Origin of the sequence: Mesorhizobium sp. CO1-1-8 (assembly GCF_020164875.1) — a bacterium.
Lineage (GTDB): Bacteria > Pseudomonadota > Alphaproteobacteria > Rhizobiales > Rhizobiaceae > Mesorhizobium.
In genome coordinates this window covers 362,057-384,871 of the sequence record NZ_JAIUGZ010000005.1, presented here as the reverse complement: position 1 = coordinate 384,871, position 22,815 = coordinate 362,057, and the positions used below count along the sequence as shown (strand labels likewise).

The 22,815-nt window shown below is 62.8% G+C and carries 21 protein-coding genes; 15 read left to right on the top strand and 6 right to left on the bottom strand.

The window, feature by feature from the left end; all coding sequences use genetic code 11:
• Positions 1–29 precede the first annotated feature (29 nt).
• From LB558_RS13410 to LB558_RS13390, 5 genes are all read left to right on the top strand, one after another.
• Complete coding sequence (locus LB558_RS13410; protein WP_224697976.1) at positions 30–1,358, top strand: aspartate aminotransferase family protein; 1,329 nt, start codon at positions 30–32, stop codon at positions 1,356–1,358.
• Positions 1,359–1,497: 139 nt separating this feature from the next.
• The gene (locus tag LB558_RS13405; protein ID WP_224697975.1) at positions 1,498–1,917 is read left to right on the top strand and encodes an endonuclease domain-containing protein; all 420 of its coding nucleotides are present in this window, start codon (positions 1,498–1,500) and stop codon (positions 1,915–1,917) included.
• A gap of 3 nt (positions 1,918–1,920) precedes the next feature.
• On the top strand, positions 1,921–3,171 hold the full coding sequence (locus LB558_RS13400; RefSeq protein ID WP_224697974.1) for a Zn-dependent hydrolase: 1,251 nt from the start codon (positions 1,921–1,923) through the stop codon (positions 3,169–3,171).
• 62 nt (positions 3,172–3,233) lie between these two features.
• On the top strand, positions 3,234–4,685 hold the full coding sequence (gene hydA / locus LB558_RS13395; protein WP_224697973.1) for a dihydropyrimidinase: 1,452 nt from the start codon (positions 3,234–3,236) through the stop codon (positions 4,683–4,685).
• Positions 4,686–4,687: 2 nt separating this feature from the next.
• Complete coding sequence (locus tag LB558_RS13390; RefSeq protein ID WP_224697972.1) at positions 4,688–5,026, top strand: hypothetical protein; 339 nt, start codon at positions 4,688–4,690, stop codon at positions 5,024–5,026.
• A 60-nt stretch (positions 5,027–5,086) separates the two neighbouring features.
• Here LB558_RS13390 and LB558_RS13385 read toward each other — a convergent pair whose 3' ends face one another.
• Positions 5,087–5,491: a cupin domain-containing protein gene (locus tag LB558_RS13385; protein ID WP_109668350.1), complete on the bottom strand. Its 405-nt coding sequence runs from the start codon at positions 5,489–5,491 to the stop codon at positions 5,087–5,089.
• A 130-nt stretch (positions 5,492–5,621) separates the two neighbouring features.
• Here LB558_RS13385 and LB558_RS13380 point away from each other — a divergent pair, with 130 nt between their 5' ends.
• The 4 genes from LB558_RS13380 to LB558_RS13365 all read left to right on the top strand — a co-directional run bounded on the left by LB558_RS13380 (position 5,622) and on the right by LB558_RS13365 (position 9,817).
• A complete protein-coding gene (locus LB558_RS13380) occupies positions 5,622–6,413 on the top strand; it encodes an ABC transporter ATP-binding protein (protein ID WP_224697971.1) in 792 nt (263 codons plus the stop codon).
• A 361-nt stretch (positions 6,414–6,774) separates the two neighbouring features.
• The gene (locus tag LB558_RS13375; RefSeq protein ID WP_224697970.1) at positions 6,775–7,653 is read left to right on the top strand and encodes an ABC transporter permease; all 879 of its coding nucleotides are present in this window, start codon (positions 6,775–6,777) and stop codon (positions 7,651–7,653) included.
• The gene (locus tag LB558_RS13370; protein WP_224697969.1) at positions 7,650–8,804 is read left to right on the top strand and encodes an ABC transporter permease; all 1,155 of its coding nucleotides are present in this window, start codon (positions 7,650–7,652) and stop codon (positions 8,802–8,804) included. Before LB558_RS13375 ends, LB558_RS13370 begins: the two co-directional genes overlap by 4 nt.
• 41 nt (positions 8,805–8,845) lie before the next feature.
• A complete protein-coding gene (locus LB558_RS13365) occupies positions 8,846–9,817 on the top strand; it encodes an ABC transporter substrate-binding protein (RefSeq protein ID WP_127260347.1) in 972 nt (323 codons plus the stop codon).
• A 50-nt stretch (positions 9,818–9,867) separates the two neighbouring features.
• Here LB558_RS13365 and LB558_RS13360 read toward each other — a convergent pair whose 3' ends face one another.
• Positions 9,868–10,326, bottom strand: a complete 459-nt coding sequence (locus tag LB558_RS13360) for an Lrp/AsnC family transcriptional regulator (RefSeq protein ID WP_224697968.1) — start codon at positions 10,324–10,326, stop codon at positions 9,868–9,870.
• 122 nt (positions 10,327–10,448) lie between these two features.
• Between LB558_RS13360 and LB558_RS13355 the strand changes: the two genes are divergently transcribed.
• Together LB558_RS13355 and LB558_RS13350 are read left to right on the top strand one after the other, a co-directional pair.
• Positions 10,449–11,732, top strand: a complete 1,284-nt coding sequence (locus tag LB558_RS13355) for a cystathionine gamma-synthase family protein (protein ID WP_224697967.1) — start codon at positions 10,449–10,451, stop codon at positions 11,730–11,732.
• Between the two features lie 159 nt (positions 11,733–11,891).
• Positions 11,892–12,332: a CHRD domain-containing protein gene (locus LB558_RS13350; protein ID WP_224697966.1), complete on the top strand. Its 441-nt coding sequence runs from the start codon at positions 11,892–11,894 to the stop codon at positions 12,330–12,332.
• 41 nt (positions 12,333–12,373) lie between these two features.
• Here the strand turns inward: LB558_RS13350 and LB558_RS13345 are convergent, their stop codons facing one another.
• From LB558_RS13345 to LB558_RS13335, 3 genes are all read right to left on the bottom strand, one after another.
• The gene (locus LB558_RS13345; protein ID WP_224697965.1) at positions 12,374–14,023 is read right to left on the bottom strand and encodes a thiamine pyrophosphate-binding protein; all 1,650 of its coding nucleotides are present in this window, start codon (positions 14,021–14,023) and stop codon (positions 12,374–12,376) included.
• Positions 14,020–15,195, bottom strand: coding sequence for a CaiB/BaiF CoA transferase family protein (locus LB558_RS13340; protein ID WP_224697964.1), 1,176 nt, complete (start codon positions 15,193–15,195; stop codon positions 14,020–14,022). Before LB558_RS13340 ends, LB558_RS13345 begins: the two co-directional genes overlap by 4 nt.
• Before the next feature lie 99 nt (positions 15,196–15,294).
• Positions 15,295–16,227 carry an alpha/beta fold hydrolase gene (locus LB558_RS13335; protein ID WP_224697963.1) on the bottom strand — a complete coding sequence of 311 codons (933 nt, stop codon included), beginning with the start codon at positions 16,225–16,227 and terminating at the stop codon, positions 15,295–15,297.
• Between the two features lie 180 nt (positions 16,228–16,407).
• Between LB558_RS13335 and LB558_RS13330 the strand changes: the two genes are divergently transcribed.
• The gene (locus LB558_RS13330; protein ID WP_224697962.1) at positions 16,408–17,415 is read left to right on the top strand and encodes a ribonuclease T2 family protein; all 1,008 of its coding nucleotides are present in this window, start codon (positions 16,408–16,410) and stop codon (positions 17,413–17,415) included.
• 69 nt (positions 17,416–17,484) lie between these two features.
• Here LB558_RS13330 and LB558_RS13325 read toward each other — a convergent pair whose 3' ends face one another.
• Positions 17,485–18,771: a sensor domain-containing diguanylate cyclase gene (locus LB558_RS13325; protein ID WP_224698039.1), complete on the bottom strand. Its 1,287-nt coding sequence runs from the start codon at positions 18,769–18,771 to the stop codon at positions 17,485–17,487.
• Between the two features lie 274 nt (positions 18,772–19,045).
• Here LB558_RS13325 and ettA point away from each other — a divergent pair, with 274 nt between their 5' ends.
• From ettA to LB558_RS13310, 3 genes are all read left to right on the top strand, one after another.
• The gene (gene ettA / locus LB558_RS13320) at positions 19,046–20,695 is read left to right on the top strand and encodes an energy-dependent translational throttle protein EttA (RefSeq protein WP_224697961.1); all 1,650 of its coding nucleotides are present in this window, start codon (positions 19,046–19,048) and stop codon (positions 20,693–20,695) included.
• A 46-nt stretch (positions 20,696–20,741) separates the two neighbouring features.
• Positions 20,742–21,509 carry a trans-aconitate 2-methyltransferase gene (gene tam / locus LB558_RS13315; protein ID WP_224697960.1) on the top strand — a complete coding sequence of 256 codons (768 nt, stop codon included), beginning with the start codon at positions 20,742–20,744 and terminating at the stop codon, positions 21,507–21,509.
• A gap of 178 nt (positions 21,510–21,687) precedes the next feature.
• Entirely contained in the window at positions 21,688–22,809 is a 1,122-nt protein-coding gene (locus LB558_RS13310; protein ID WP_224697959.1) for a beta-ketoacyl-ACP synthase III, read from the top strand.
• The last annotated feature ends 6 nt before the right edge of the window (positions 22,810–22,815 follow it).

The following is a 22,815-nucleotide window of genomic DNA, read 5'->3' as shown; positions in this document are numbered from 1 at the left end:
GAAACAGATTACAAGGGGAAGTCCTGGTCATGTCCAACCGGCTGAAAGTCACGCCGAACGATCTCAGCGCATTCTGGATGCCGTTCACGGCAAACCGGCAGTTCAAGCAGGCGCCGCGCATGATGGTGTCCGCCAAGGACATGCATTACACGACCAGCGATGGCCGCAAGGTGCTCGACGGCACCGCCGGCCTGTGGTGCGTCAATGCCGGCCACTGCCGTCCGAAGATCACCGAGGCGATCCAGCAGCAGGCCGCCGAGCTCGATTATGCGCCCGCCTTCCAGATGGGCCATCCGATCGTGTTCGAACTGGCCAACCGCCTGGTCGACCTAGCGCCGAAGGGCATGGACCATGTCTTCTTCACCAATTCCGGCTCGGAATCGGTAGAGACCGCGCTCAAGATGGCGATCGCCTATCACCGTGTGAAGGGCGAGGGCTCGCGCACCCGGCTGATTGGCCGCGAGCGCGGCTATCACGGCGTCAATTTCGGCGGCATCTCGGTCGGCGGCATTGTCACCAACCGCAAGATGTTCGGCACGCTGCTCGGCGGCGTCGACCATATGCCACACACGCATCTGCCGGAAAAAAACGCCTTCACCAAGGGCGTGCCGGAGTATGGCGCGGAACTCGCCAACGAACTGGAGCGTATCGTCGCCCTGCACGATGCTTCCACCATCGCCGCTGTCATCGTCGAGCCGGTCGCCGGCTCCACCGGCGTCATCCTGCCGCCGAAGGGCTATCTTCAGAAGCTGCGCGAGATCTGCACCAAGCACGGCATCCTGTTGATCTTCGATGAGGTCATCACCGGTTTCGGCCGTCTCGGTACGCCGTTCGCCGCCGACTATTTCGGCGTCACGCCCGACATCATGACCACCGCCAAAGGCGTCTCCAACGGCGTCATCCCGATGGGCGCGGTGTTTGTGAAAAAGGAGATCCACGACGCCTTCATGACCGGCCCCGAGCACATGATCGAGTTCTTCCACGGCTACACCTATTCGGGCAACCCGATCGCCTGCGCGGCCGCACTCGGCACGCTCGACACCTACAAGGAAGAGGGCCTGCTGACCCGTGGCGAGGAGCTAGCGCCGTACTGGGAAGACGCGCTGCATTCGCTGAAAGGCGAGCCGAACGTCATCGACATCAGGAACATCGGCCTGATCGGCGCGATCGAGCTGGCGCCGATCGCCGGCCAGCCGACCAAGCGGGCCTTCTCGGCCTTCGTCAAGGCGTTCGAGCGCGGCGCGCTGATCCGCACCACCGGCGACATCATCGCGCTGTCGCCGCCGCTGATCATCACCAAGGGCCAAATCAACGAATTGATCGACCATGTGCGTGAAGTGCTTAGGTCGATAGATTGAAAAACTGGACGTGGATATCCCTCCCCCTCGAGGGGAGGGTGGCCGCGAAGCGGTCGGATGGGGTCGGTGCGGCAGTGCGCCGACCTGGTCTTTTGCTGCGAGGTCTCTGCTGATGCCCCGTACCCGAGTGAGCTTCGAAATGCGCCAGAAGGCGCGCGCGCTTCGAGTTCATGCGACCAAGGGCGAATCTCTGCTGTGGTATGAGCTGCGGGAGCTGAAATCGAGCGGCATTAAGTTTCGCCGTCAGTGCCCGATTGGGCCTTACATCGTCGACTTCGCTTGCCTCGCGGTGAAGCTGATCGTTGAGGTCGACGGTGATCTGCACGAACACGCGAAGGGCAAGCAGCATGATGCTGTTCGTGATGCCTATCTGCGCTCACTCGGGTTTGACGTCTTCCGTGTTGACGAGTCCGATGTCATAAACAGCGCTTGGCATGGCGCGCAGGTGGTCAAGGGGAAGGTCGAGCATATGTCAGCCGACCCCACCCGACCGCTTCGCGGCCACCCTCCCCTCAAGGGGGAGGGGGACGCCGGCGACCCGCAATCGATGAGGTTTTAGAGCATGGCCGCACCCGGCGAGAATCTGCGAATCAATTCAGACCGTTTGTGGGATTCCATCATGGAGATGGCGAAGATCGGCCCCGGCATTGCCGGCGGCAACAATCGCCAGACCGTGACCGACGAGGACGGCGAGGGCCGGCATCTGTTCAAGCGCTGGTGCGATGCGGCCGGGCTCGAAATGGGCGTCGACGAAATGGGCACGATGTTTGCCCGCCGCGAAGGCACTGATCCCAGCCTGCCGCCGGTCTATGTCGGCAGCCATCTCGATACGCAGCCGACCGGAGGCAAGTATGACGGCGTGCTTGGCGTGCTGGGCGGGCTTGAAGTGGTGCGCTCGCTCAATGATCTCGGCATCAAGACCAAACATCCGATCGTCGTCACCAACTGGACGAATGAGGAAGGCTCGCGCTTTGCCCCGGCTATGATGGCATCCGGCGTGTTCGCCGGCGTGCTCGACCAGGCCGATGTCTACGGGCATGTCGACAAGGCCGGCAAGAAGTTTGGTGAGGAACTCGAGCGCATCGGCTGGAAAGGCAGCGAGAAGGTTGGCGATCGCAAGATCCACGCCTTCTTCGAACTGCATATCGAACAGGGTCCGATCCTCGAGGACGAAGATATCGACATCGGTGTCGTCACCCATGGCCAGGGCCTTAAATGGCTGCAGGTGACGCTGACCGGCAAGGAAGCGCATACCGGCTCGACGCCGATGCCCAAGCGCCGCAATGCCGGGCTCGGCATGGCGCGGGTGATCGAGTTGGTGCATGAGATCGCCATGGACTACCAGCCCGATGCCGTCGGCGCGGTCGGCCACATGGAGGTCTATCCCAACTCACGCAACATCATCGCCGGACGCACTGTCTTCACCGTCGATATCCGCTCGCCGGAAAAGGAAGTGCTGGACGCGATGGATGGCCGCATCCGCGAAGGCATCGACACGATCTGCGATGCACTCGACATCCGCTACGAGATCGAACAGGTCGGCGCTTTCGATCCGGTCACCTTCGATGCCGGCTGCGTCAAGGCGATCCGCGATGCCGCCGAACGCCTCGGCTATTCCCACCGCAACATCGTCTCCGGCGCCGGCCACGACGCCTGCTGGATCAATCGCGTCGCGCCGACCGCCATGGTGATGTGCCCCTGCGTCGACGGCCTCAGCCACAACGAGGCCGAGGAGATCACCAAGGAATGGGCTTCGGCGGGCGCCGACGTGCTGTTCCACGCGGTGGTGGAGACAGCTGTCATCGTGGAGTGAGCCTAGAAATCTACCTTCCAAACGCTGCTCACAAGAAGCGCGAAGAGAACAAGGGAACAAAAATGACCAAAGTCATCAAAAACGGCACCATTGTCACCGCCGACCGCACGTGGAAGGCCGATGTGCTGATGCAGCACGGCAAGATCGTCGCCATCGGTTCGGACCTGCATGGCGATCACGAGTTCGACGCCACCGGCTGCTACATCATGCCGGGCGGCATCGACCCGCACACGCATCTCGAAATGCCGTTCATGGGCACCTATTCGGCCGATGATTTCGAATCCGGCACCCGGGCAGCCTTGTCCGGGGGTACCACCATGGTGGTCGATTTCTGCCTGCCGGCGCCACAGCAGTCGCTGCTCGAAGCCTTGCAGATGTGGGACAACAAGACCTCGAAAGCGTCGTGCGACTACTCCTTCCACATGGCGATCACCTGGTGGGGCAAGCAGGTATTCGACGAGATGGCCACTGTCGTCGACAAGGGCATCACCTCGTTCAAGCACTTCATGGCCTACAAGGGCGCGCTGATGGTCGATGACGACGAGATGTACGCGTCGTTCCAGCGCTGCGCCGACCTCGGCGCGCTGCCGCTGGTGCATGCCGAGAATGGCGATGTCGTCGCCGCCCTGTCGCAGAAGCTGCTGGCCGCCGGCAACAACGGCCCCGAAGGGCACGCCTACTCACGTCCGCCGGAAGTGGAAGGCGAGGCGACCAACCGCGCCATCATGATCGCCGACATGGCCGGCGTGCCGCTCTATGTCGTGCATGTCTCCTGCGAGCAGAGCCATGAAGCGATCCGCCGGGCGCGGCAGAAGGGCATGCGGGTGTTCGGCGAACCGCTGATCCAGCACCTGACGCTGGACGAGAGCGAGTATTTCGACAAGGACTGGGATCATGCGGCGCGCCGCGTGATGAGCCCGCCCTTCCGCAACAAATTGCACCAGGATTCGCTGTGGGCCGGCCTGCAGGCGGGCTCGCTGCAGGTGGTGGCGACCGATCATTGCGCTTTCACCACCAAGCAGAAGCGCAACGGCGTCGGCGATTTCACCAAGATCCCGAACGGCACCGGCGGGCTTGAAGACCGCATGCCGGTGCTATGGACGACCGGCGTCAACACCGGCCGGCTGACGATGAACGAATTCGTCGCGGTGACCTCGACCAACATCGCCAAGATCCTCAACATGTATCCGAAAAAGGGCGCCATCGTCGAAGGCGCTGACGCCGACATCGTCGTCTGGGATCCGAAGCGTAAGAAGAAGATCACCTCCAAGAAGCAGCAGTCAGTGATCGACTACAACGTCTTCGAAGGCTTCGAGGTGACCGGCCTGCCGCGCTTCGTCTTCTCGCGTGGCGAACTGTCGATCCAGGAGACCGAGGTCAAGGCCAAGCCTGGGCATGGAGAATTCGTCGGCCGCGAGCCGAATGCGGCGGTCAACCGGGCGCTGTCGACTTGGAAGGAAATCTCCGCGCCGCGCAAGGTGGAACGCACCGGCATCCCGGCGACCGGGGTTTGAGCTTGGCGCATTCGGCCGCGTTCATTTCGCTGGTCTTGGCGGCTATTGCCGCTGGCCCGGCAGCAGGCGGCGTGCTGGCCGGCTCCTGGGGCAATGACGTCGGCTGTGCTGGCGTCAAGGCCGGTTATCAGGACAGCGATGCCTATATCGTGCTGACCGCGGAAGGCATCGAGACCTATGGCAGCGGCTGCCGGTTCGCGCGGCAATTGACGCCGGTGCTGGGTGCGCAATCGCTGACTTCGACCTGTTCCGCCGAAGGCGAGGCGGGAACGACAATGGAAACCCGTCGTGGTCACCAACAAGGGAGAGGATGGTTTCTTTGTCACCATCCCCGGCCTTGAGGAAATGGGGCCGCTGCAATCATGTTCGTGACGGTGACGGTCTCTCCGTCGATGCCGGCTTCAGGCGACCAGCGCATCCAGTTCCGGCAGCAGCACCACGCTTTCCTGTTCGTTGGGGTCAGTGCGGGCAATGACGGCCGAGGACGGGGCGCCGCTCAGATTGGCCGGCAGATGCGGCACGCCGGCGGGAATGTAGAAGAGGTCACCGGCCTTGACGACGATATGATGCTCGAGCCGGTCGCCATACCAGGTATGGACTTCGCCGGAGAGGACATAGATCGCCGTTTCATGGCTCTCATGCATATGCGCCTTGGCGCGGGCGCCGGGCGGCAAGGTGAGCAGGTGCATGCAGATGCCGGAGGAGCCGACGGTCTCCGTGGCAATGCCGGCGAAATAGGTCAAACCCTGCTTGCCTTCATAAGTGCTTTCAGGGCGGATAAGATGACACGTGGGTTTGGGCGACATCGGGGAAACTCCGGGCGTCGATCGAGTGGGACAAGACCAATGGGACAGGGCGAGTGGAAAACAACATCGCGATAAAAGCAATCGGATTCGAGCCGGCGCCGCAGGGGCGGGAACAGGCAGGCGGCAGCCGATGACAGGAACTTCGCCAGCCGTCGTCGCGGCAAGCAAACTCGGACTGACCTTCCAGACCAATGACGGGCCGGTGCAGGCACTGTCCAATGTCGATCTCACCATCGGCAAGGGGGAGTTCGTCTCCTTCATCGGGCCTTCGGGCTGTGGCAAGACCACGCTGCTGCGCGTCATCGCCGATCTGGAGAAGCCGACCTCGGGGACGATTTCCGTCAATGGCATGACGCCGGAGCAGGCGCGCGAGAAACGCGCCTATGGCTATGTCTTCCAGGCGGCGGCGCTGTTTCCCTGGCGCACCATCGAGCGCAATGTCGGGCTGCCTTTGGAGATCATGGGCTTGTCCAGGGCGGAGCGAGGCGAGCGGATCAAGCGCACGCTCGACCTCGTCAACCTCTCTGGTTTCGAGAAGAAGTATCCCTGGCAGCTCTCGGGAGGCATGCAGCAGCGCGCCTCGATCGCGCGCGCGCTGGCCTTCGATGCCGACCTGCTGCTGATGGACGAGCCGTTCGGCGCGCTGGACGAGATCGTGCGCGACCACCTTAACGAGCAATTGCTGGAACTGTGGGGACGCACCAACAAGACCATCTGCTTCGTCACCCACTCCATTCCGGAGGCCGTCTATCTGTCGACGCGCATCGTCGTCATGTCACCGCGGCCGGGCCGCGTCAGCGACATCATCGAATCGACGCTGCCGAAGCAGCGGCCGCTCGATATCCGCGAGACGCCGGAGTTCTTGGCGATCGCAGCGCGGGTGCGCGATGGGCTGCGGGCGGGGCATAGCTATGATGATTGAGCGGGTGAGGGACGAGGTTCCTCCTCTCCCCAACGGGGAGAGGGTGGCCGGAGCGAAGCGGAGGTCGGGTGAGGGGGCGGCCCACCACGCCTTCGTCATCCTAGGGCGAAGCAGGCGCGAAGCGGTCTGCGTAGACCCTAGGATCCATGCCGCGACGTCCGCCGAAGGGCGAAAACGGTTGAGAATATGCACTAAACACAACGAGGCGAAGGGAGCCATGTTCCGCACCGTTGGGAAGGACGGAGGTAACGGCATGGATCCTAGGGTCTGCGCCGCGTCGCTTCGCTCCTTGCTCTGCCCTAGGATGACGAAGAATGGGTGTCGTCGCCCTCTCTTGTTCGCGGGAAGAGGGCACCGCTAGATGGACACCTTCCGCGACAAACTCATCCCCGTGACCTCCATCCTGTTGGGCGTGGTCGTGCTCTGGTATGTCTTCGCCGTCATCCTCAACGCGCCGTTCCAGCGCGATCTCGACCGTCGCGCCGGTGAAACATCCACGTTCAGCGAACTCATCGGCAAGACGCTGTCGCAGCCGAAGCCGACATTGCCGGCGCCGCATCAGGTGGCGGTGAATTTCTTTGAGAACACCTTTCTGCGGCCCATCACCTCCAACCGCAGCCTCGTCTACAATGCCTGGGTGACGCTGTCTTCGACGCTGCTCGGCTTTGCCTTCGGCACTGCGCTCGGCATCATCATCGCTGTCGGCATCGTGCATGTGGCGACGCTCGACCGCAGCTTGATGCCGTGGATCATCGCCTCGCAGACCATTCCCATCCTGGCGGTGGCGCCGATGATCATCGTCGTGCTGGGGGCGATCGGCATCAGCGGCCTGATCCCGAAGGCGATGATCTCGACCTATCTGTCGTTCTTCCCGGTGACTGTCGGCATGGTGAAAGGTCTGCGCTCGCCCGAGATCATGCATCTCGACCTGATGCACACCTACAATGCCAGTCGTGCGCAAACCTTCTGGAGATTGCGCGTGCCTGCTTCGGTGCCGTTCCTGTTCACCTCGATGAAGGTGGCGGTGGCGGCAAGCCTGGTCGGCGCCATCGTCGGTGAACTGCCGACCGGTGCGGTCGCCGGGATCGGCGCCAAGCTGCTCGCCGGCGCCTATTACAGCCAGTCCATCGACATCTGGTCGGCGCTGGTCGCCGGCTCGGTGGTGGCGGCACTGCTGGTCATGGTGGTCGGCATAGCCGGGCGCATCGTCGACCGCGCCATGGGCGGGAGGCCGGCATGAACTGGCTGAAACCCTCCTGGCAGGCGGTGTTGGCGATCGTGCTGTGCCTGATCGCAGTTGCGCTCGGCCCGATCGCCGCGCCGAAAATCGATGCACTGGCGCAGCCTGCAGGGACGTTGATATACCCCTATGTCGCGACGACCTGGCTGACCTTCGGTGTGCTCCTTCTCGCCGCTTTGATCTCGATGGCCAGAATCCCGTCCATCGTCGAAGCTGTTGTGCTTTTCATCGGCGCGCATCTGGTCGCCTGGCTGCTGATTGGAGGCATCACTGGGTTCGAAGGCCTGGCGCGGACGCCGTTCTTCCTGTTGCTCACCGCCGCATGGCTGCTTGGCTGGCGATGCGTGGCGGTGCTGTCATCGTTGCGTCCCTACGCCCAATGGGCTCGCACCGCGCTGCGCCTGATCATTCCCGCCATCTTCGGCGCCTGGATCCTGATCATCTGGGAGGCGGTGACGCGAGGTGCCGGCATCCCTTTCATCCTGTTGCCGCCGCCAAGCGCCATCGGCGCGCGCATCGCCGGCTCGCTGCCGGTGCTCGGCGCCGATGTCAGGCAGACCATCTTCAAGGCGGTGATCTTCGGCTATGTGGTGGGCAGCGGCGCCGGCTTCATCACCGCCGTGCTCGCAGACCGTGTGCCGTTCCTGCGGCGCGGGCTGTTGCCGATCGGCAATATGGTCTCGGCGCTGCCGATCATCGGCGTCGCGCCGATCATGGTCATGTGGTTAGGTTTCGACTGGCAGTCCAAGGCGGCGGTGGTCATCATCATGACCTTCTTCCCGATGCTGGTGAACACGGTCGCCGGCCTTGCGGCCTCCGGCCATATGGAGCGCGACCTAATGCGCACCTATGCGTCGGGCTACTGGCAGACGCTCTTGAAGCTTCGGTTGCCGGCAGCCGCGCCTTTCATCTTCAACGCGCTGAAGATCAACTCGACGCTGGCGCTGATCGGCGCCATCGTCGCCGAGTTCTTCGGCACGCCCGTCGTCGGCATGGGCTTCCGCATCTCGACCGAGGTCGGGCGGATGAACATCGACATGGTCTGGGCTGAAATCGCAGTTGCAGCACTTGCGGGTTCGGTCTTTTATGGCGTGGTCGCTCTTGTCGAAAGAGCCGTCACGTTTTGGCATCCCTCTGTCCGTGGTGGATAGGGGCGGTGGGTTTAAGGGCACTAACTTCAGAGGGTAATAAAATGAAAAGACTGATTATTCCCGTTCTGGCCGGCGCGATGTCGCTTGCCGCTTTCCAGGCAATGGCCGCCGACAAGGTGACGTTGCAGCTGAAATGGGTCACGCAGGCCCAGTTTGCCGGCTACTATGTCGCCAAGGCCAAGGGTTTTTATGACGCCGAGGGTCTCGACGTCGACATCAAGCCGGGCGGTCCCGATATCGCGCCCGAGCAGGTGATCGCCGGCGGCGGCGCCGACGTCATCGTCGACTGGATGGGCGGTGCGCTGGCGGCCCGCGAAAAGGGCGTGCCGCTGGTCAACATCGCCCAGCCGTTCAAGAAAGCCGGCATGGAACTGGTCTGCCCGAAGGACGGCCCGATCAAGACCGAAGCCGACTTCAAGGGCCACACGCTCGGCGTCTGGTTCTTCGGCAACGAGTATCCGTTCTACGCCTGGATGAACAAGCTCGGCCTGAAGACCGAAGGCGGCCCGGACGGCGTCACGGTGCTCAAGCAGAGCTTCGATGTGCAGCCGCTGATCCAGAAGCAGGCGGACTGCATCTCGGTCATGACCTACAACGAGTACTGGCAGCTGATCGATGCCGGCTACAAGCCGGAACAGCTGACCGTGTTCAACTACTCGGCGATGGGCAACGACCTGCTCGAGGACGGGCTCTATGCGTCGGAAGACAAGCTCAAGGATCCGGCCTTCGAAGACAAGATGGTGCGTTTCGTGCGCGCCTCGATGAAGGGCTGGAAATATGCCATCGACAACAATGACGAAGCGGCAGGCATCGTCATGGACGGCGGCGGCCAGGACGAGAACCACCAGAAGCGCATGATGAGCGAAGTGGCCAAGCTGATCGACAATGCCGACGGCAAGCTCGACCCGGCAACCTACGAGCGCACCGCCAAGGCGCTGCTCGACCAGAAGATCATCACCAAGGAGCCGACCGGCGCCTACACCACCGCCATCACCGACAAGGCGGTCAAGTAAGCCTAGCCGGCAACAATATCGATCTCGAAACGGCGCCTCTGGCAGAAATGTCAGAGGCGCCGTTCCTTTATGGTGTTCATGACGAAGCTGGTTTCGATCGAGGCGACGCATTTCAGCCGCGCGATCTTTTCCTTGATGAAGCGCTCGTATTGCTCGAGGTTTCCCGTCACCACCTTCAGCACATAATCGCGCGAACCGGTGACAAGGTGACATTCCAGCACCTCTTCCCAGCCGCGGATCGCGTCCTCGAACATGACGATCTCGTCTTCGTTCTGGCGGCTGAGCCGGATGGTGGCGATGGCGACCATGCTCCAGCCGAAGGCTGAGGGATCGACCAGCGTGGTGTAGCCCCTGATGACACCGGTCTCCTCCAGCCGCCGCACGCGCCGCAGGCAGGGCGACGGCGACAGGCCGATCCGCTCGGCAAGCTCGTTGTTGGTGATGCGGGCGTCGGCCTGCAGTTCGCGCAGGATCTTCAGGTCGAAATCATCGGCTATCTTCTGCTGCATTTTTGGCCACCCTCGGCAATTCATTGCGGGGATGCAGCCATGCGAGCCCGAAAATAGCAAGGACTGCGCGGTGGGGATCGCATAAATTGCCGTGCGACACTCTTTCAAAAGCAGGAAAAGCCATGACCGCGCCACGCCCGTCGAAAACCCATATCGGCAACCACAAGCTCCATCCGGAGACGCTGATGCTGAGCTATGGCTTCGATCCGCAGCTTTCGGAGGGCGCGGTCAAGCCACCGGTGTTCCTGACCTCGACTTTCGTGTTCAAGTCGGCGGAGGAGGGACGCGACTTCTTCGACTACACCTCCGGCCGCAAGGAGCCGCCAAGCGGCACGGCGTCCGGACTGGTCTATTCGCGCTTCAACCATCCCAACAGCGAGATCGTCGAGGATCGGCTGGCGATCTATGAGGGGACGGATTCCTGCATCCTGTTTTCATCAGGCATGTCGGCGATCGCCACGACGCTGCTCGCCTATATCAGGCCGGGCGACGTCATCCTGCATTCGCAGCCGCTTTACGGCGGCACCGAGACACTTTTGACGCGAACGCTTTCCGGTTTCGGCATCGGCGCTGTCGGCTTCGCCGACGGCGTCGACGAGACGGCGGTGCGCGCGGCCGCCGAAACGGCCGTCGCGAAAGGCCGCGTTTCGGTCATCCTGATCGAGACGCCGTCCAATCCGACCAACAGCCTGGTCGATATCGCGCTGATGCGGAAGATCGCCGACGAGATCGGCACGCGCCAAGGGTCGACGCCGATCATCGTCTGCGACAACACATTGCTCGGCCCGGTGTTCCAGCGGCCGATCGAACACGGCGCCGATGTCTCCGTCTATTCGCTGACCAAATATGTCGGCGGCCATTCCGACCTGATCGCGGGCGCCGCCATGGGCAGCAAGGCGGTGACCAAGCCGATCAAGGCGCTGCGCGGCGCGATCGGCACGCAGTTGGACCCTCATTCCTGCTGGATGCTTGGCCGTTCGCTGGAGACGCTGTCGATCCGCATGGATCGGGCCAACGACAATGCGCGCCTGGTCGCCGAATTCCTGCGCGATCATGCCAAGGTCGAGAAGGTGCATTACCTGCCGTTCCTGGGCGAGGACACGCCGGCGGGGCGCGTCTACAGGGCGCAATGCACCGGTGCCGGCTCGACCTTCTCCTTTGATATCAAGGGCGGCGAGAAGGCAGCTTTTGCCTTTCTCAACGGGCTGCAGATCTTCAAGCTGGCGGTGAGCCTGGGCGGAACGGAATCCTTGGCCAGTCACCCCGCGGCCATGACCCATTCGGGCATTCCCATCGAGGTGCGCCAGCGCATTGGCGTGTTGGAGACCACGGTCAGGTTGTCCGTCGGCGTCGAGCACCCGGACGATCTGATCGCCGACCTGACGCAGGCGCTGGCGGCGGTCTGACCGCCGCCATTCCGCTGAAATTTGGTGGGGCAGGTAATCGGGCTTGCCTGCCATCACATATGCGTGCGCCAAGGATACTTTTGGCTGGCTGACCGTTGTGCCGACGTAGCCGTGCGCTGGGGAGCCGCAGGGAGTTACATCCAACGGAGGTTTTCTAAAATGCGTATGCATTCCTTTTCGCCGATGGTGTCGGCACTCGCCGTCTCTGCTGCCGTCTTCCTTGCTTCGCCGGCCCTGGCTGACGTGGTTAAGTACAAGGCGACGCTCGATGGCAGCCAGCAAAGCCCGCCCATCACGACCAAGGGCAAGGGCACCGCCACTTTAACGTTCGACACGACCAAGAAGAAGCTCAGCTGGAACGTCAAATATTCGGGCCTCAGCGGGCCGGCAACGGCCGCGCACATTCACGGCCCGGCGGCGATGGGTGAAAACGCCGGACCGGTCATCCCGTTCAAAAAGCTCAAGAGCCCGATCAAGGGGTCCGAAACGCTGACGGATGCCCAGGCGGCTGATCTGGAGGCAGGCAAATATTACGTCAACGTCCATACCGCCGCCAACAAGGACGGCGAAATTCGTGGGCAGATCGAAAAGGCGAAGTAGTAGAAACCGTTTCGAAAAGGGGCGGGTGGCCGCCCCTTTTGTCAGGCCTTGTCGCGGATCTGGGTCATCGTCTTGGTCGGCGTGATCGCTTCGGGGTCGAGCCGTATTTCGACGATCGCCGGCTTGCCGCTGGCGCGGGCACGCTCAAAGGCCGGGGCGAAATCGACAGTCTTCTCGACCGTTTCCCCATGGCCGCCATAGGCACGGGCGAGAGCCGCGAAATCGGGGTTCTTGAGGTCGGTGGCCACGACGCGGCCGGGATATTCGCGCTCCTGATGCATGCGGATGGTGCCGTAGATGCCGTTGTTGACGACCACCACGACGATCGGCAGGTCATACTGCACGGCGGTGGCGAATTCCTGCCCGTTCATCAGGAAGCAGCCGTCGCCGGCAAAAGCGACCACGGTGCGCTCCGGAAACAGCTCTTTGGCGGCGACTGCCGCAGGCGTGCCATAGCCCATCGAGCCCGACGTCGGCGCACCTTGAGTGGCGAAGCGGCGGAAGCGGTGGAAGCGATGCACCCAGGTGGCGTAATTGCCGGCGCCGTTGGTGAGGATGGCGTCGTCGGGCAACATCTTTTCGAGGTAGTTCATGATCGGGCCCATCTGGACCGGGCCGGGGCCGCCTTCCGGTGGCGTCGACCAGTCGAGATAGGCGGCATGCAGTTTTGGCGTTTCGGTTGCCCAGGTCGGCTCCGCGGCCGGTTTGCGCTTGGCGAAAGCGTCGACGAAGGCGGACGGCGAGGCGTTGATCGCCAGTGTCGGTCGGTAGACGCGGCCGAGCTCGCCAGCGTCGGCATGGACATGGGCCAGTGTCTGGTCGGGGTAGGGGCTTTTCAGCAGCGTGTAGTCGGACGAGGGCATTTCGCCCATGCGGCCGCCGATCAGCAGCACGAGATCGGCCTGCTTGATCGCTGTGGCCAGCTTCGGGTTGATGCCGATGCCGACGTCGCCGGCATAGTTCGGATGCAGATGATCGAACAGCATCTGGCGGCGGAAGGAGCAGCCGACCGGCAGCGACCAGGCTTCGGCGATCATGCGCATCTGTGCCACGGCATCGGCATCCCAGCGCGTGCCGCCAAGGATAACGAACGGCCGCTTGGATTTGGCCAGCAGCTTTTCCAGCGCATCGAGTTCTGCTTCGCCGGCCCGTGTCTCAACCGGCGTGTGCGGCAAGGCGATGGGCGCTTCGACGATGCTGGTCAGCATGTCTTCCGGCAATGAGATGATCACCGGGCCGGGACGGCCCGATGTCGCCACCGCGAAGGCGCGGGTGACCAATTCGGGGATGCGCGAGGCGTCGTCGATCTCGACCACCCATTTGGCGATGTCGCCAAAGAACCTCTTGTAGTCCACCTCCTGGAAAGCCTCGCGCTCCTTGGCGTGGCTGGCGACCTGACCGATGAACAGGATGACGGGTATCGAATCCTGCATAGCGATGTGGATGCCGGCCGAGGCGTTGGTGGCGCCGGGGCCGCGCGTGACGAAGCAGATGCCGGGCTTGCCGGTCAGGCGGCCGTGGCAATCGGCCATCATGGCGGCACCGCCTTCCTGGCGGCAGACGATGGTGCGGATCGCTGAATCGTGCAGCGCGTCGAGCACCGCCAGATAGGATTCACCCGGCACGCAATAGATACGGTCGGTGCCATTGGCTTCGAGCGCGTTGACGATCAGTTGTCCGCCGGTCTTCATTGTCCAGACTTCTCCAGTTCGGCAAGGATTTCTTGCGTGTGTTCGCCCAGGCGCGGCGACGGGCGCTCATAGACCAGCGGCGTGCCGGACATCACCATCGGCGCCCGCACCGAAGGCAGAAGATTGCCATGGCCGTCGGCGAGATCGAGGCGCATGCCGCGGGCGATCGTCTGCGGATCGGCAAACATCTGGCCGATCGTGTTGATCGGGCTTGCCGGAACGCTGGCCGCTTCCAGCTTGGCCAGCAGCGGATCGCGGTCAAAAATCTTCAGCGCCTCGATCATGTGTTCGCGCAGCTTTACCCGGTTGGCGACCCGGGCGGGATTGGTGGCGAAGTCGGGATTGGCAGGCAGATCGTCCAGTCCGACGGCAGCGCAGAATTTCGCGAACTGGCCGTCATTGCCGACCGCCAGGATGATGTGCCCGTCCCGGACCGGCACCACCTCGTAGGGGGCGATGTTCATATGCGCATTGCCCATTTGCACCGGCGACTTGCCGGAGACGAGATAGTTGAGGTTCTGGTTGCCGAGCGCCGAGATCTGGGTGTCGAAGAGCGCCATGTCGACGTGCTGGCCGTCGCCGGTCTGTTCGGCGTGGCGCAGGGCTGCTTGGATGGCGACGACCGAATAGAGGCCGGTGAAAATGTCGGAGATGGCAACGCCGGCCTTTTGCGGCTCGCGGCCGACCTCGCCGGTGATCGACATCATGCCGGCCATGGCCTGGATGATGAAGTCGTAGCCGGCGCGTGGTGCGTATGGCCCGTCCTGGCCGAAGCCGGTGATCGAGCAATAGACGAGGCGCGGGTTGATCTGGCGCAGGCTGTTGTAGTCGAGCCCGTATTTCTTCAGGCCGCCGAGCTTGAAGTTCTCGATCAGCACGTCCGATGTCGCGACCAGCCGGCGCACGGTCTCCGCGCCTTCCGGCGTCGAGAAATCGATGGCGATGGAGCGCTTGCCGCGGTTGCAGGAATGGTAATAGGCGGCCGACAGGTTCTCGCCCTCCTTGCCCATGACGAAGGGCGGACCCCATTTGCGGGTGTCGTCGCCGCCATCGGGGCTTTCGACCTTGATGACATCGGCGCCGAGATCGGCAAGCAACTGCCCGGCCCATGGCCCGGCAAGGATGCGGGCGAGTTCGACGACGCGGACGCCTTTCAGCGGGGGCTCAGCCATGGATCACCGTGGTTGCCGCAATCACTGTGATTGCTGCGAAAGCAGAGCCTCTATCAAGCCCTGCAACGGCTGTCACGGCTCTTGCAATGGGCCAATCCGTCACGCTTTCAGGACTTCGTCGGCCCAGGCGGCGAAATCATCCATGATGATGTCGCGATTCACTTCGTTCAGGCTTTCGTGGCGGGTGTCGGCGTAAACCTTTGAAACCAGATTCGAAAAGCCCATCTTTCGTATGCGATTGGCAAGATGGGTGATCCCTTCGCCATAGTCTGAAGCCGGGTCCCTTTCGCCGCCGACGATGCTGACGGGCAGGTCGCGCCGGACGCCGGCAAAGCCGGCATCCTTGCCGCCATTCAGCGCCATGCCGACAACGTCGCGCCACATCGATACCGAGGCATCCCAGCCGCAGAGCGGATCGGCGATGTATTTCGCCACTTCCGTTTCGTCGCGTGACAGCCAGTCGAACAATGTACGGTGATTGGGCACTGCCTTGCCCCAGGCCTGGAAGGTGAGCTTCGGCAGCAGGCGCGATGGCACGTCGGAGCCGAGCCGGAACCGCTCCCACGCCAGGACACCGAGCGCCAGCTGTCCGAGCAGGCCTTGGGAGAAATTGCCATTCCAGATCGCGGCGGCGTGAACGCGTGGCGAGTGGCGCAACAGGAAGTTTAGCGCCACCGACGCCCCCATCGAATGGCCAAACAGGATGACCGGTCTGTTTGGCTGTTCGCGGGCGATGAGATCATGGATGGCGCCGATGTCGGCGATCACCTTGGCCGGGCCATTCCTTTCGGCGAACCTGCCGAGCGGCGCGTCCGGCGCCCTGGTTGCGCCATGGCCGCGATGGTCGTGGACATAGACATCGAAGCCGCGGGAGCCAAGAAAATCGGCAAAGCGGTCATAGCGCGCGGCGTGCTCGGCCAAGCCATGATTGATCTGGACGACGGCGCGTGCCCGGCCATCGGCCTGCCTGACGAAAAGATTGAGCTCGGCACCGGTCGGCGAGGAAACCACGCGCTGCTGGCTGAATGACATGCCGCCTGGTCCCCCCCTTGCTTTTGTCGTTGGCTTTGTTTGCGCCGGTCCACATTATGGGTCAATCCGGCAAACCCGCTTTTCGCGACGATGTTTCTTGCGTTTGGCGAGCAAAATATCGCAATTCTGACATGGAGACAGCTTCAGTGTGTCGCCCACTTGTCCAGCCGGGGATTTTCCATGCGTATTGCTGTCATTTTCGGATTGGCCATGCTGGCCGCGTCACTGGCCGGTGCCGCACGTGCCGACGTCAAGATGAGCGGCAGCTTCGTCGCCGACGCTGCCTGTCCGGCAACGCAAGCCATCAAGAACGGCAAGAACCCCGGCAATGTCTCGACCGATGCCGGGCAGAGCTATCAGCTGCTTGCCGGCAACAAGGATGCGCCGACGCATTACCTCATCCTGGTGCCGGGCGCCAATCCGGAGCGCCGCTGGGTGAAGGTCAGCTGCGGCCACGTTTCCGGCAGCAGCGCGGCGACCGTGCCGGCCGCCCCTGACGGGCAAGGCAAGCCGGCGGCATCGGGGAAACCCGAATACGTCTTCGCGCTGAGCTGGCAGCCGGCCTTCTGCGAGACAAAGTCGAACAAGACCGAATGCAGGGCGCAGAGTGCTGGTGATTTCGACGCCACGCATTTCACCTTGCACGGGCTGTGGCCGCAGCCGAACGGCAATTTTTATTGCCAGGCGACAGCGAGCGACAAGGCCAACGACAATCCGGCCCACTGGAAAGACCTGCCGCCGGTCAATCTTGACGCCAACACCCGCACGGAGCTCGATCAGGTGATGCCTGGAACGGCCTCCCACCTCGAGCGGCATGAATGGATCAAGCACGGCACCTGCTACGGCAAAAGCCAGCAGGACTACTTTTCCGATGCGCTCAATTTGATGCGCGCGGTGAACAGCTCGCCGGTGCGCGATCTCTTTGCCAAGAACATCGGCGGCAAGCTGACGGCTGACCAGATTCGCGGCGCCTTCGACACTGCCTTCGGGGCGGGAGCAGGGGACCGTGTGCGCGTTTCCTGCGTCATCGATCCGTCGAGCGGCAGGCGGCTGATCGGCGAACTGACGCTCGGCCTCGCCGGCCCGATCGGTCCCACCAGCTCGCTCAAGGATCTGCTGCTGGCTTCGGTGCCGACCAACAAGGCGGGCTGCCCGACAGGCAATGTCGACGCGATCGGGTTCCAGTAAGTACGGGCGACTTCCTGATGGCGGTTTCCACCGTGACCGGTCTTCGGCGGCAGAGGAAGTCGTAACGAACTAAATCTGTGCGGATTTGGTCCACGCAGCGGCGGTGTCGGCTTCGTGGCCGCCCGGCTCGCCAACGACGCGATCGCGCCCGGTCGACTTCGCCTTGTAGAGGCGCTGGTCGGCAAGCGCGAACAGGTCGGCAAGGCAGCGCGTCGTTTCGCTGACGCTGGAAACACCGGCGCTGACGGTCAGCTCGAACCGGGTGGTGGCGGGCGAGCCCTTGACCGCGTAGCGAATGCTTTCGCCGAACAGCCTGGCGACCGAGTGCGGACGAGAACTGAGGATGGCGAATTCCTCGCCGCCGATGCGGAACACCTGGTCCTCGGCGCTTGCCGCCTCGCCAAGCAGGGCAGCGACCGCCTTCAGCACCTTGTCGCCTTCGGCATGGCCGAAACGGTCGTTGATCGATTTGAAATGGTCGACATCAATGATCAGCAGGCTGAGCGGCCTTGCGGTGCGCAGGCTGACCTGGACGGCGGCTTCACCATCGGCGTCGAAGCGCCCGCGATGCAGCAGGCCTGTCAGCCCGTCGCGGCCGACATGTTCGACCAGCGCTTCGTAGCGTTCGCGATAGGTCAGCGTATCGAAGATGTCGGTCAGCCCGCGCGGCGCCGTGATCTGGCGTTCCTCGAACCATTTGAGATAGGCGACAAGCATGGTGCTGAAGGTCAGCGCCGCCGCCATCTTGGCAAACCAGCCGCCGAAAAAGACCGCGATCGGCGCACCGGCGACAAAATGCAGCGCGGTGAAGAACCCGACCTGGTCGAAGGTGAGCACGCAAGCGACGGAAATCAGGATGCGCGCGAACGGTGCCTTGCGCAGGGTGCGCCCGAGCTTCTCATAGAGCAGGATGATCAGGATGGCATCGACGAACAACAGCGTCGTGCCCCAAACCATCAGCCAGCCCATCTCGTCGATGAAACTCATGTCGGGTAACCTGCCGTCGGGAAGCGGGGCGACGGTGTGGAGGCGCAGCAGCAGCACCAGCCCGATCATCAGCGCATTGCCGAGCAGCAGGCCGTAGATCGGCTGACGCACCGTGGCGGCATCCTCCTTCATGTAGAGCAGCAACAGCATGACCAGCTTGCCGGAAAACAGCACCGCCGAGCCCGGCGAGGCCATGCCGAACGGCAAGGCGACGTAAAAAACGCTGGCGAGATAGGTCTCAAGGAAGTGCATGACGCCGAGCGCGCAGACGAAGACGCCGAGGCCGATACGCCGTCTGAAGCGGAAAAGCGTCACCATGACGCTGAAGTAGACGACCGCTTCGGCAAGGAGCAGGAAACTGTTCAGCAATCCCGTCGATCCGATCTCTTTCTCGAAATCGCGAATAGCGAGCGATTCCACTCCGATCCTGTTTTGACGCCGAAGAGTTAACCGGAGATTTCAGCACGCTTCGTGCGGGTGGAAAACTTCGGCGATTGGCGGACACTTCCGCGTGTGACCGGGCAGATATGGCAAAAGCGATTGCCGTTCGCCGCCGCATCGCCTACATAGCGGCCAACCTCCACTCAATTCGACAGATCCAGTCAGTTTTCTGGGCCAGTCAGTTTTTTCAGGGAAAGCGCGCGTGGCACGCCAGTTCATCTATCACATGGCCGGCCTCAACAGGGCCTATGGCACCAAGAAGGTGCTCGAGAATGTCCATCTCTCCTTCTATCCCGACGCCAAGATCGGCATCCTCGGCCCCAACGGTTCGGGCAAGTCGACGATCCTCAAGATCATGGCCGGGCTCGACAAGGAGTGGAACGGCGAGGCGTGGCTGGCCGAAGGCGCCACTGTCGGCTACCTGGCGCAGGAGCCGGCGCTCGATCCGGACAAAACCGTGTTCGAAAACATCATGGAAGGCGTCGCTGCCAAGACCGCCGTCATCGAACGCTACAACGAATTGATGATGAACTACTCCGACGAGACGGCCGACGAGTCGGCCAAGCTCCAGGACGAGATGGACCGGCTCAACCTGTGGGATCTCGAACAGCAGGTCGAGATGGCGATGGAAGCGCTGGGCTGCCCGCCCAAGGATTCGGAAGTCACCAAGCTTTCGGGCGGCGAGCGCCGCCGCGTCGCACTTTGCCAGCTTCTGCTGCGCCAGCCCGACCTTCTGCTGCTCGACGAACCGACCAACCATCTCGACGCCGAAACCACGGCATGGCTGGAAAAGCATCTGCGTGCCTATCCGGGCGCCGTGATGATCATCACCCACGATCGCTACTTCCTCGACAATGTCACCGGCTGGATTCTCGAACTCGACCGCGGCCGCGGCATTCCCTATGAGGGCAACTACACCAAATATCTCGAAGCCAAGGCCAAGCGGCTCAAGCAGGAAGGCCGCGAGGACGATGCCCGCCAGCGCGCCATCGGCCGCGAGCGCGAATGGATCCAGTCGAGCCCCAAGGCCCGCCAGACCAAATCCAAGGCGCGTATCCAGGCGTTCCAGGACCTTTTGGATGCAGCCGACAAGCGGCGTCCGAGCGATACGCAGATCGTCATTCCGCATGGCGAGCGGCTCGGCAATGTGGTGATCGAGGCGGAAGGCCTGTCTAAGGGCTTTGGCGACACGCTTTTGATCGACGGGCTGGAATTCAAGCTGCCGCCCGGCGGCATCGTCGGCGTCATCGGCCCGAACGGCGCCGGCAAGACGACGCTGTTTCGCATGATCACCGGCCAGGAAAAGCCGGATGCGGGTTCTGTCCGCGTCGGCGAAACGGTGAAGCTCGGCTATGTCGACCAGAGCCGCGATGCGCTCGATCCGTCAAAGACGGTGTGGGAAGAAATTTCTGGCGGCGCCGAAGTGGTCAAGCTCGGCAAGTTCGAAGCCAACACGCGTGCCTATTGCGCCTCGTTCAACTTCCGTGGCGGCGACCAGCAGCAGAAGGTCGGCAACCTCTCCGGCGGCCAGCGCAACCGCGTGCATCTGGCCAAGATGCTGAAGACCGGCGGCAATGTGCTGCTGCTCGACGAACCGACCAACGATCTCGATACGGAAACGCTTGCCGCACTCGAAGACGCGCTGGAAAACTTCGGCGGCTGCGCCGTCATCATCTCGCACGATCGCATGTTCCTCGATCGCCTGGCGACGCACATCCTCGCCTTCGAGGGCGACAGCCATGTCGAATGGTTCGAGGGCAATTTCGAGGATTACGAGCAGGACAAGATCCGCCGCCTCGGCCCCGATGCCGTTAACCCGCACCGCATGACCTACAAGAGGCTGACGCGGTAAGGGGTTTTCCGGGCGGCGAATTCTCAAGAAGACATGAGGAGTTCACATGGCTGATTGGTCCGCCGCCCAATATCTGAAATTCGTGGACGAGCGCACGCGACCGGCGCGGGATCTGGTGGCGCAGGTCCCCCTCGACTTCCCGCGCCGGGTCGTGGACATCGGCTGCGGGCCGGGCAATTCGACCGAGCTGCTTGTCGGGCGCTGGCCGGATGCGCAGGTGAGCGGCTTCGACACCTCACCCGACATGATCGAGAAGGCGAGGGCGCGCCTGCCCGAGGTCACCTTTGACCTGGCCGATGCTTCCAAATGGCAGCCGGCGGAGCCGGTCGACGTGATTTTTGCCAACGCGGTGTTCCAGTGGCTGCCCGAGCATCCCGCGGTGTTCCAGCGGCTGATGGGTTTTCTCGCGCCAGGCGGCGCGCTGGCCATCCAGATGCCCGACAATATGGGCGAGGATTCGCACCGCCTGATGCGCGAAACCGCCGCCGAAATGCCGTTTGCCGAAAAGCTCAAGGGCGCGGCACGCGGCCCGTTGCCGCCGGTGTCGTTCTATTATGACCTGCTGTCGCCGCTCAGCGATCGGCTGGATATCTGGCACACCATCTACAACCACCCGCTTGCCGACGCGCAGGCGATCGTCGAGTGGGTGAAGTCGACTGGACTGAAACCGTTCCTCGATCCGCTGGACGCAGACGAGCGGACGATGTTCCTCGAATGTTACACGGCCAAGATCGCCAAGGCCTATCCGAAGACGGCTGATGGCAAGGTGCTCTTGCGCTTTCCGCGCATTTTCGTTGTCGCCAAGCGGGCCTGATCATCCACGTTGCAAAGCGCCCATTGCGCCGCTTGACCCGGTTTTGCCGCCATGCGCCTTGCCTGGTGAAATCAGGCTTAAGCCGGCGTAAACCGCCGCGGTGAGAAAACTGTTGCGCCGGAGCGTTCCGGCGTCCACATGAAGCCCGCAACGCCTGCGGATGGGACGGACTGGATATATGCATCGCGTCATCATCAGCGGCATCGGCGTTGAAATCCCTGAAGCCAAGATCACCAACGAAGAGCTGGTCGCCAGCTTCAATGCCTGGGTTGACACGGAGAATGCGCGCCGCCTGGGCACCGGCGAGCCGCCGCTGGCGAAATCGGACAGCGACTTCATCGTCCATGCCTCGGGCGTGCGCACCCGCCATGTGATCGAGCGGGAAGGCATTCTCGACCCGACCCGGATGTCGCCGCGCATTCCGGCACGGCCGGACGATGCGCTGTCGCTGGAGGCCGAGTTCGGCATCGCCTCGGCGAAGAAGGCCCTCGACCATGCCGGGCTAAAACCGTCCGATATCGACCTGGTGATCTGCTCGGCCTCGCATCACCAGCGGCCCTATCCGGCGATCGCCATCGAAATGCAGGAGACGCTGGGGACAAAGGGTGCCGGCTTCGACATGGGGCTTGGCTGTTCTTCGTCGGCGGCCGCCTTGCACATCGCCGTCAACCTGGTGCGGTCGGGTGCGCACAAGCGCATTCTGGTGACGACGCCGGAGATCATCACCGGCCACCTCAATTTCCGCGATCGGCAGACGCATTTCATCTTCGGCGACGCTTCGGTGTCGATGGTGGTGGAAGGCCTGGCCAAGGGCGACAAGCGGCCGGGCCGCTTCGAGGTGCTCGACACGCGCGTCTGGACGCAGATGTCGAACAACATCCGCACCAATCTGGGCTACCACACCCGCACCGCCCAGGATGATCCCTACATGATCAATCTCGAAGGCAATCTGATCAAGCAGGTCGGCAACAAGGTATTCAAGGAAGTCACCGTCGCCGGACAAAAATTCATCGTCGAATTCCTCGCCGAACACGGGCTGACGCCACAGGCGATCAGGCGCTTCTGGCTGCATCAGGCCAATGCGCGCATGAACGCGATGATCCTGAAACTGTCGTTCGGCCATGAGGTCGACCACGACCGCGCGCCGATGGTGCTGGAGCGGCTGGGCAACACGGCGGGCGCTGGCGCCATCGTCGCGCTGTCGGAAAACCATGCCGACATGAAGCCCGGCGATTTCGGCCTGATCTGCGCCTTTGGCGCGGGGTATTCGATAGGCGGCGCGCTACTACGGATGCTCTGAGCTTGC

What these genes read in the sequence shown, in the direction of transcription:
- LB558_RS13410 (WP_224697976.1), top strand. Translation starts at nt 30, where the DNA reads ATGTCCAACCGGCTGAAAGTCACGCCGAACGATCTCAGCGCATTCTGG.
- LB558_RS13405 (WP_224697975.1), top strand. Translation starts at nt 1,498, where the DNA reads ATGCGCCAGAAGGCGCGCGCGCTTCGAGTTCATGCGACCAAGGGCGAA.
- LB558_RS13400 (WP_224697974.1), top strand. Translation starts at nt 1,921, where the DNA reads ATGGCCGCACCCGGCGAGAATCTGCGAATCAATTCAGACCGTTTGTGG.
- hydA (WP_224697973.1), top strand. Translation starts at nt 3,234, where the DNA reads ATGACCAAAGTCATCAAAAACGGCACCATTGTCACCGCCGACCGCACG.
- LB558_RS13385 (WP_109668350.1), bottom strand. Translation starts at nt 5,491, where the DNA reads ATGTCGCCCAAACCCACGTGTCATCTTATCCGCCCTGAAAGCACTTAT.
- LB558_RS13380 (WP_224697971.1), top strand. Translation starts at nt 5,622, where the DNA reads ATGACAGGAACTTCGCCAGCCGTCGTCGCGGCAAGCAAACTCGGACTG.
- LB558_RS13375 (WP_224697970.1), top strand. Translation starts at nt 6,775, where the DNA reads ATGGACACCTTCCGCGACAAACTCATCCCCGTGACCTCCATCCTGTTG.
- LB558_RS13370 (WP_224697969.1), top strand. Translation starts at nt 7,650, where the DNA reads ATGAACTGGCTGAAACCCTCCTGGCAGGCGGTGTTGGCGATCGTGCTG.
- LB558_RS13365 (WP_127260347.1), top strand. Translation starts at nt 8,846, where the DNA reads ATGAAAAGACTGATTATTCCCGTTCTGGCCGGCGCGATGTCGCTTGCC.
- LB558_RS13360 (WP_224697968.1), bottom strand. Translation starts at nt 10,326, where the DNA reads ATGCAGCAGAAGATAGCCGATGATTTCGACCTGAAGATCCTGCGCGAA.
- LB558_RS13355 (WP_224697967.1), top strand. Translation starts at nt 10,449, where the DNA reads ATGACCGCGCCACGCCCGTCGAAAACCCATATCGGCAACCACAAGCTC.
- LB558_RS13350 (WP_224697966.1), top strand. Translation starts at nt 11,892, where the DNA reads ATGCGTATGCATTCCTTTTCGCCGATGGTGTCGGCACTCGCCGTCTCT.
- LB558_RS13345 (WP_224697965.1), bottom strand. Translation starts at nt 14,023, where the DNA reads ATGAAGACCGGCGGACAACTGATCGTCAACGCGCTCGAAGCCAATGGC.
- LB558_RS13340 (WP_224697964.1), bottom strand. Translation starts at nt 15,195, where the DNA reads ATGGCTGAGCCCCCGCTGAAAGGCGTCCGCGTCGTCGAACTCGCCCGC.
- LB558_RS13335 (WP_224697963.1), bottom strand. Translation starts at nt 16,227, where the DNA reads ATGTCATTCAGCCAGCAGCGCGTGGTTTCCTCGCCGACCGGTGCCGAG.
- LB558_RS13330 (WP_224697962.1), top strand. Translation starts at nt 16,408, where the DNA reads ATGCGTATTGCTGTCATTTTCGGATTGGCCATGCTGGCCGCGTCACTG.
- tam (WP_224697960.1), top strand. Translation starts at nt 20,742, where the DNA reads ATGGCTGATTGGTCCGCCGCCCAATATCTGAAATTCGTGGACGAGCGC.
- LB558_RS13310 (WP_224697959.1), top strand. Translation starts at nt 21,688, where the DNA reads ATGCATCGCGTCATCATCAGCGGCATCGGCGTTGAAATCCCTGAAGCC.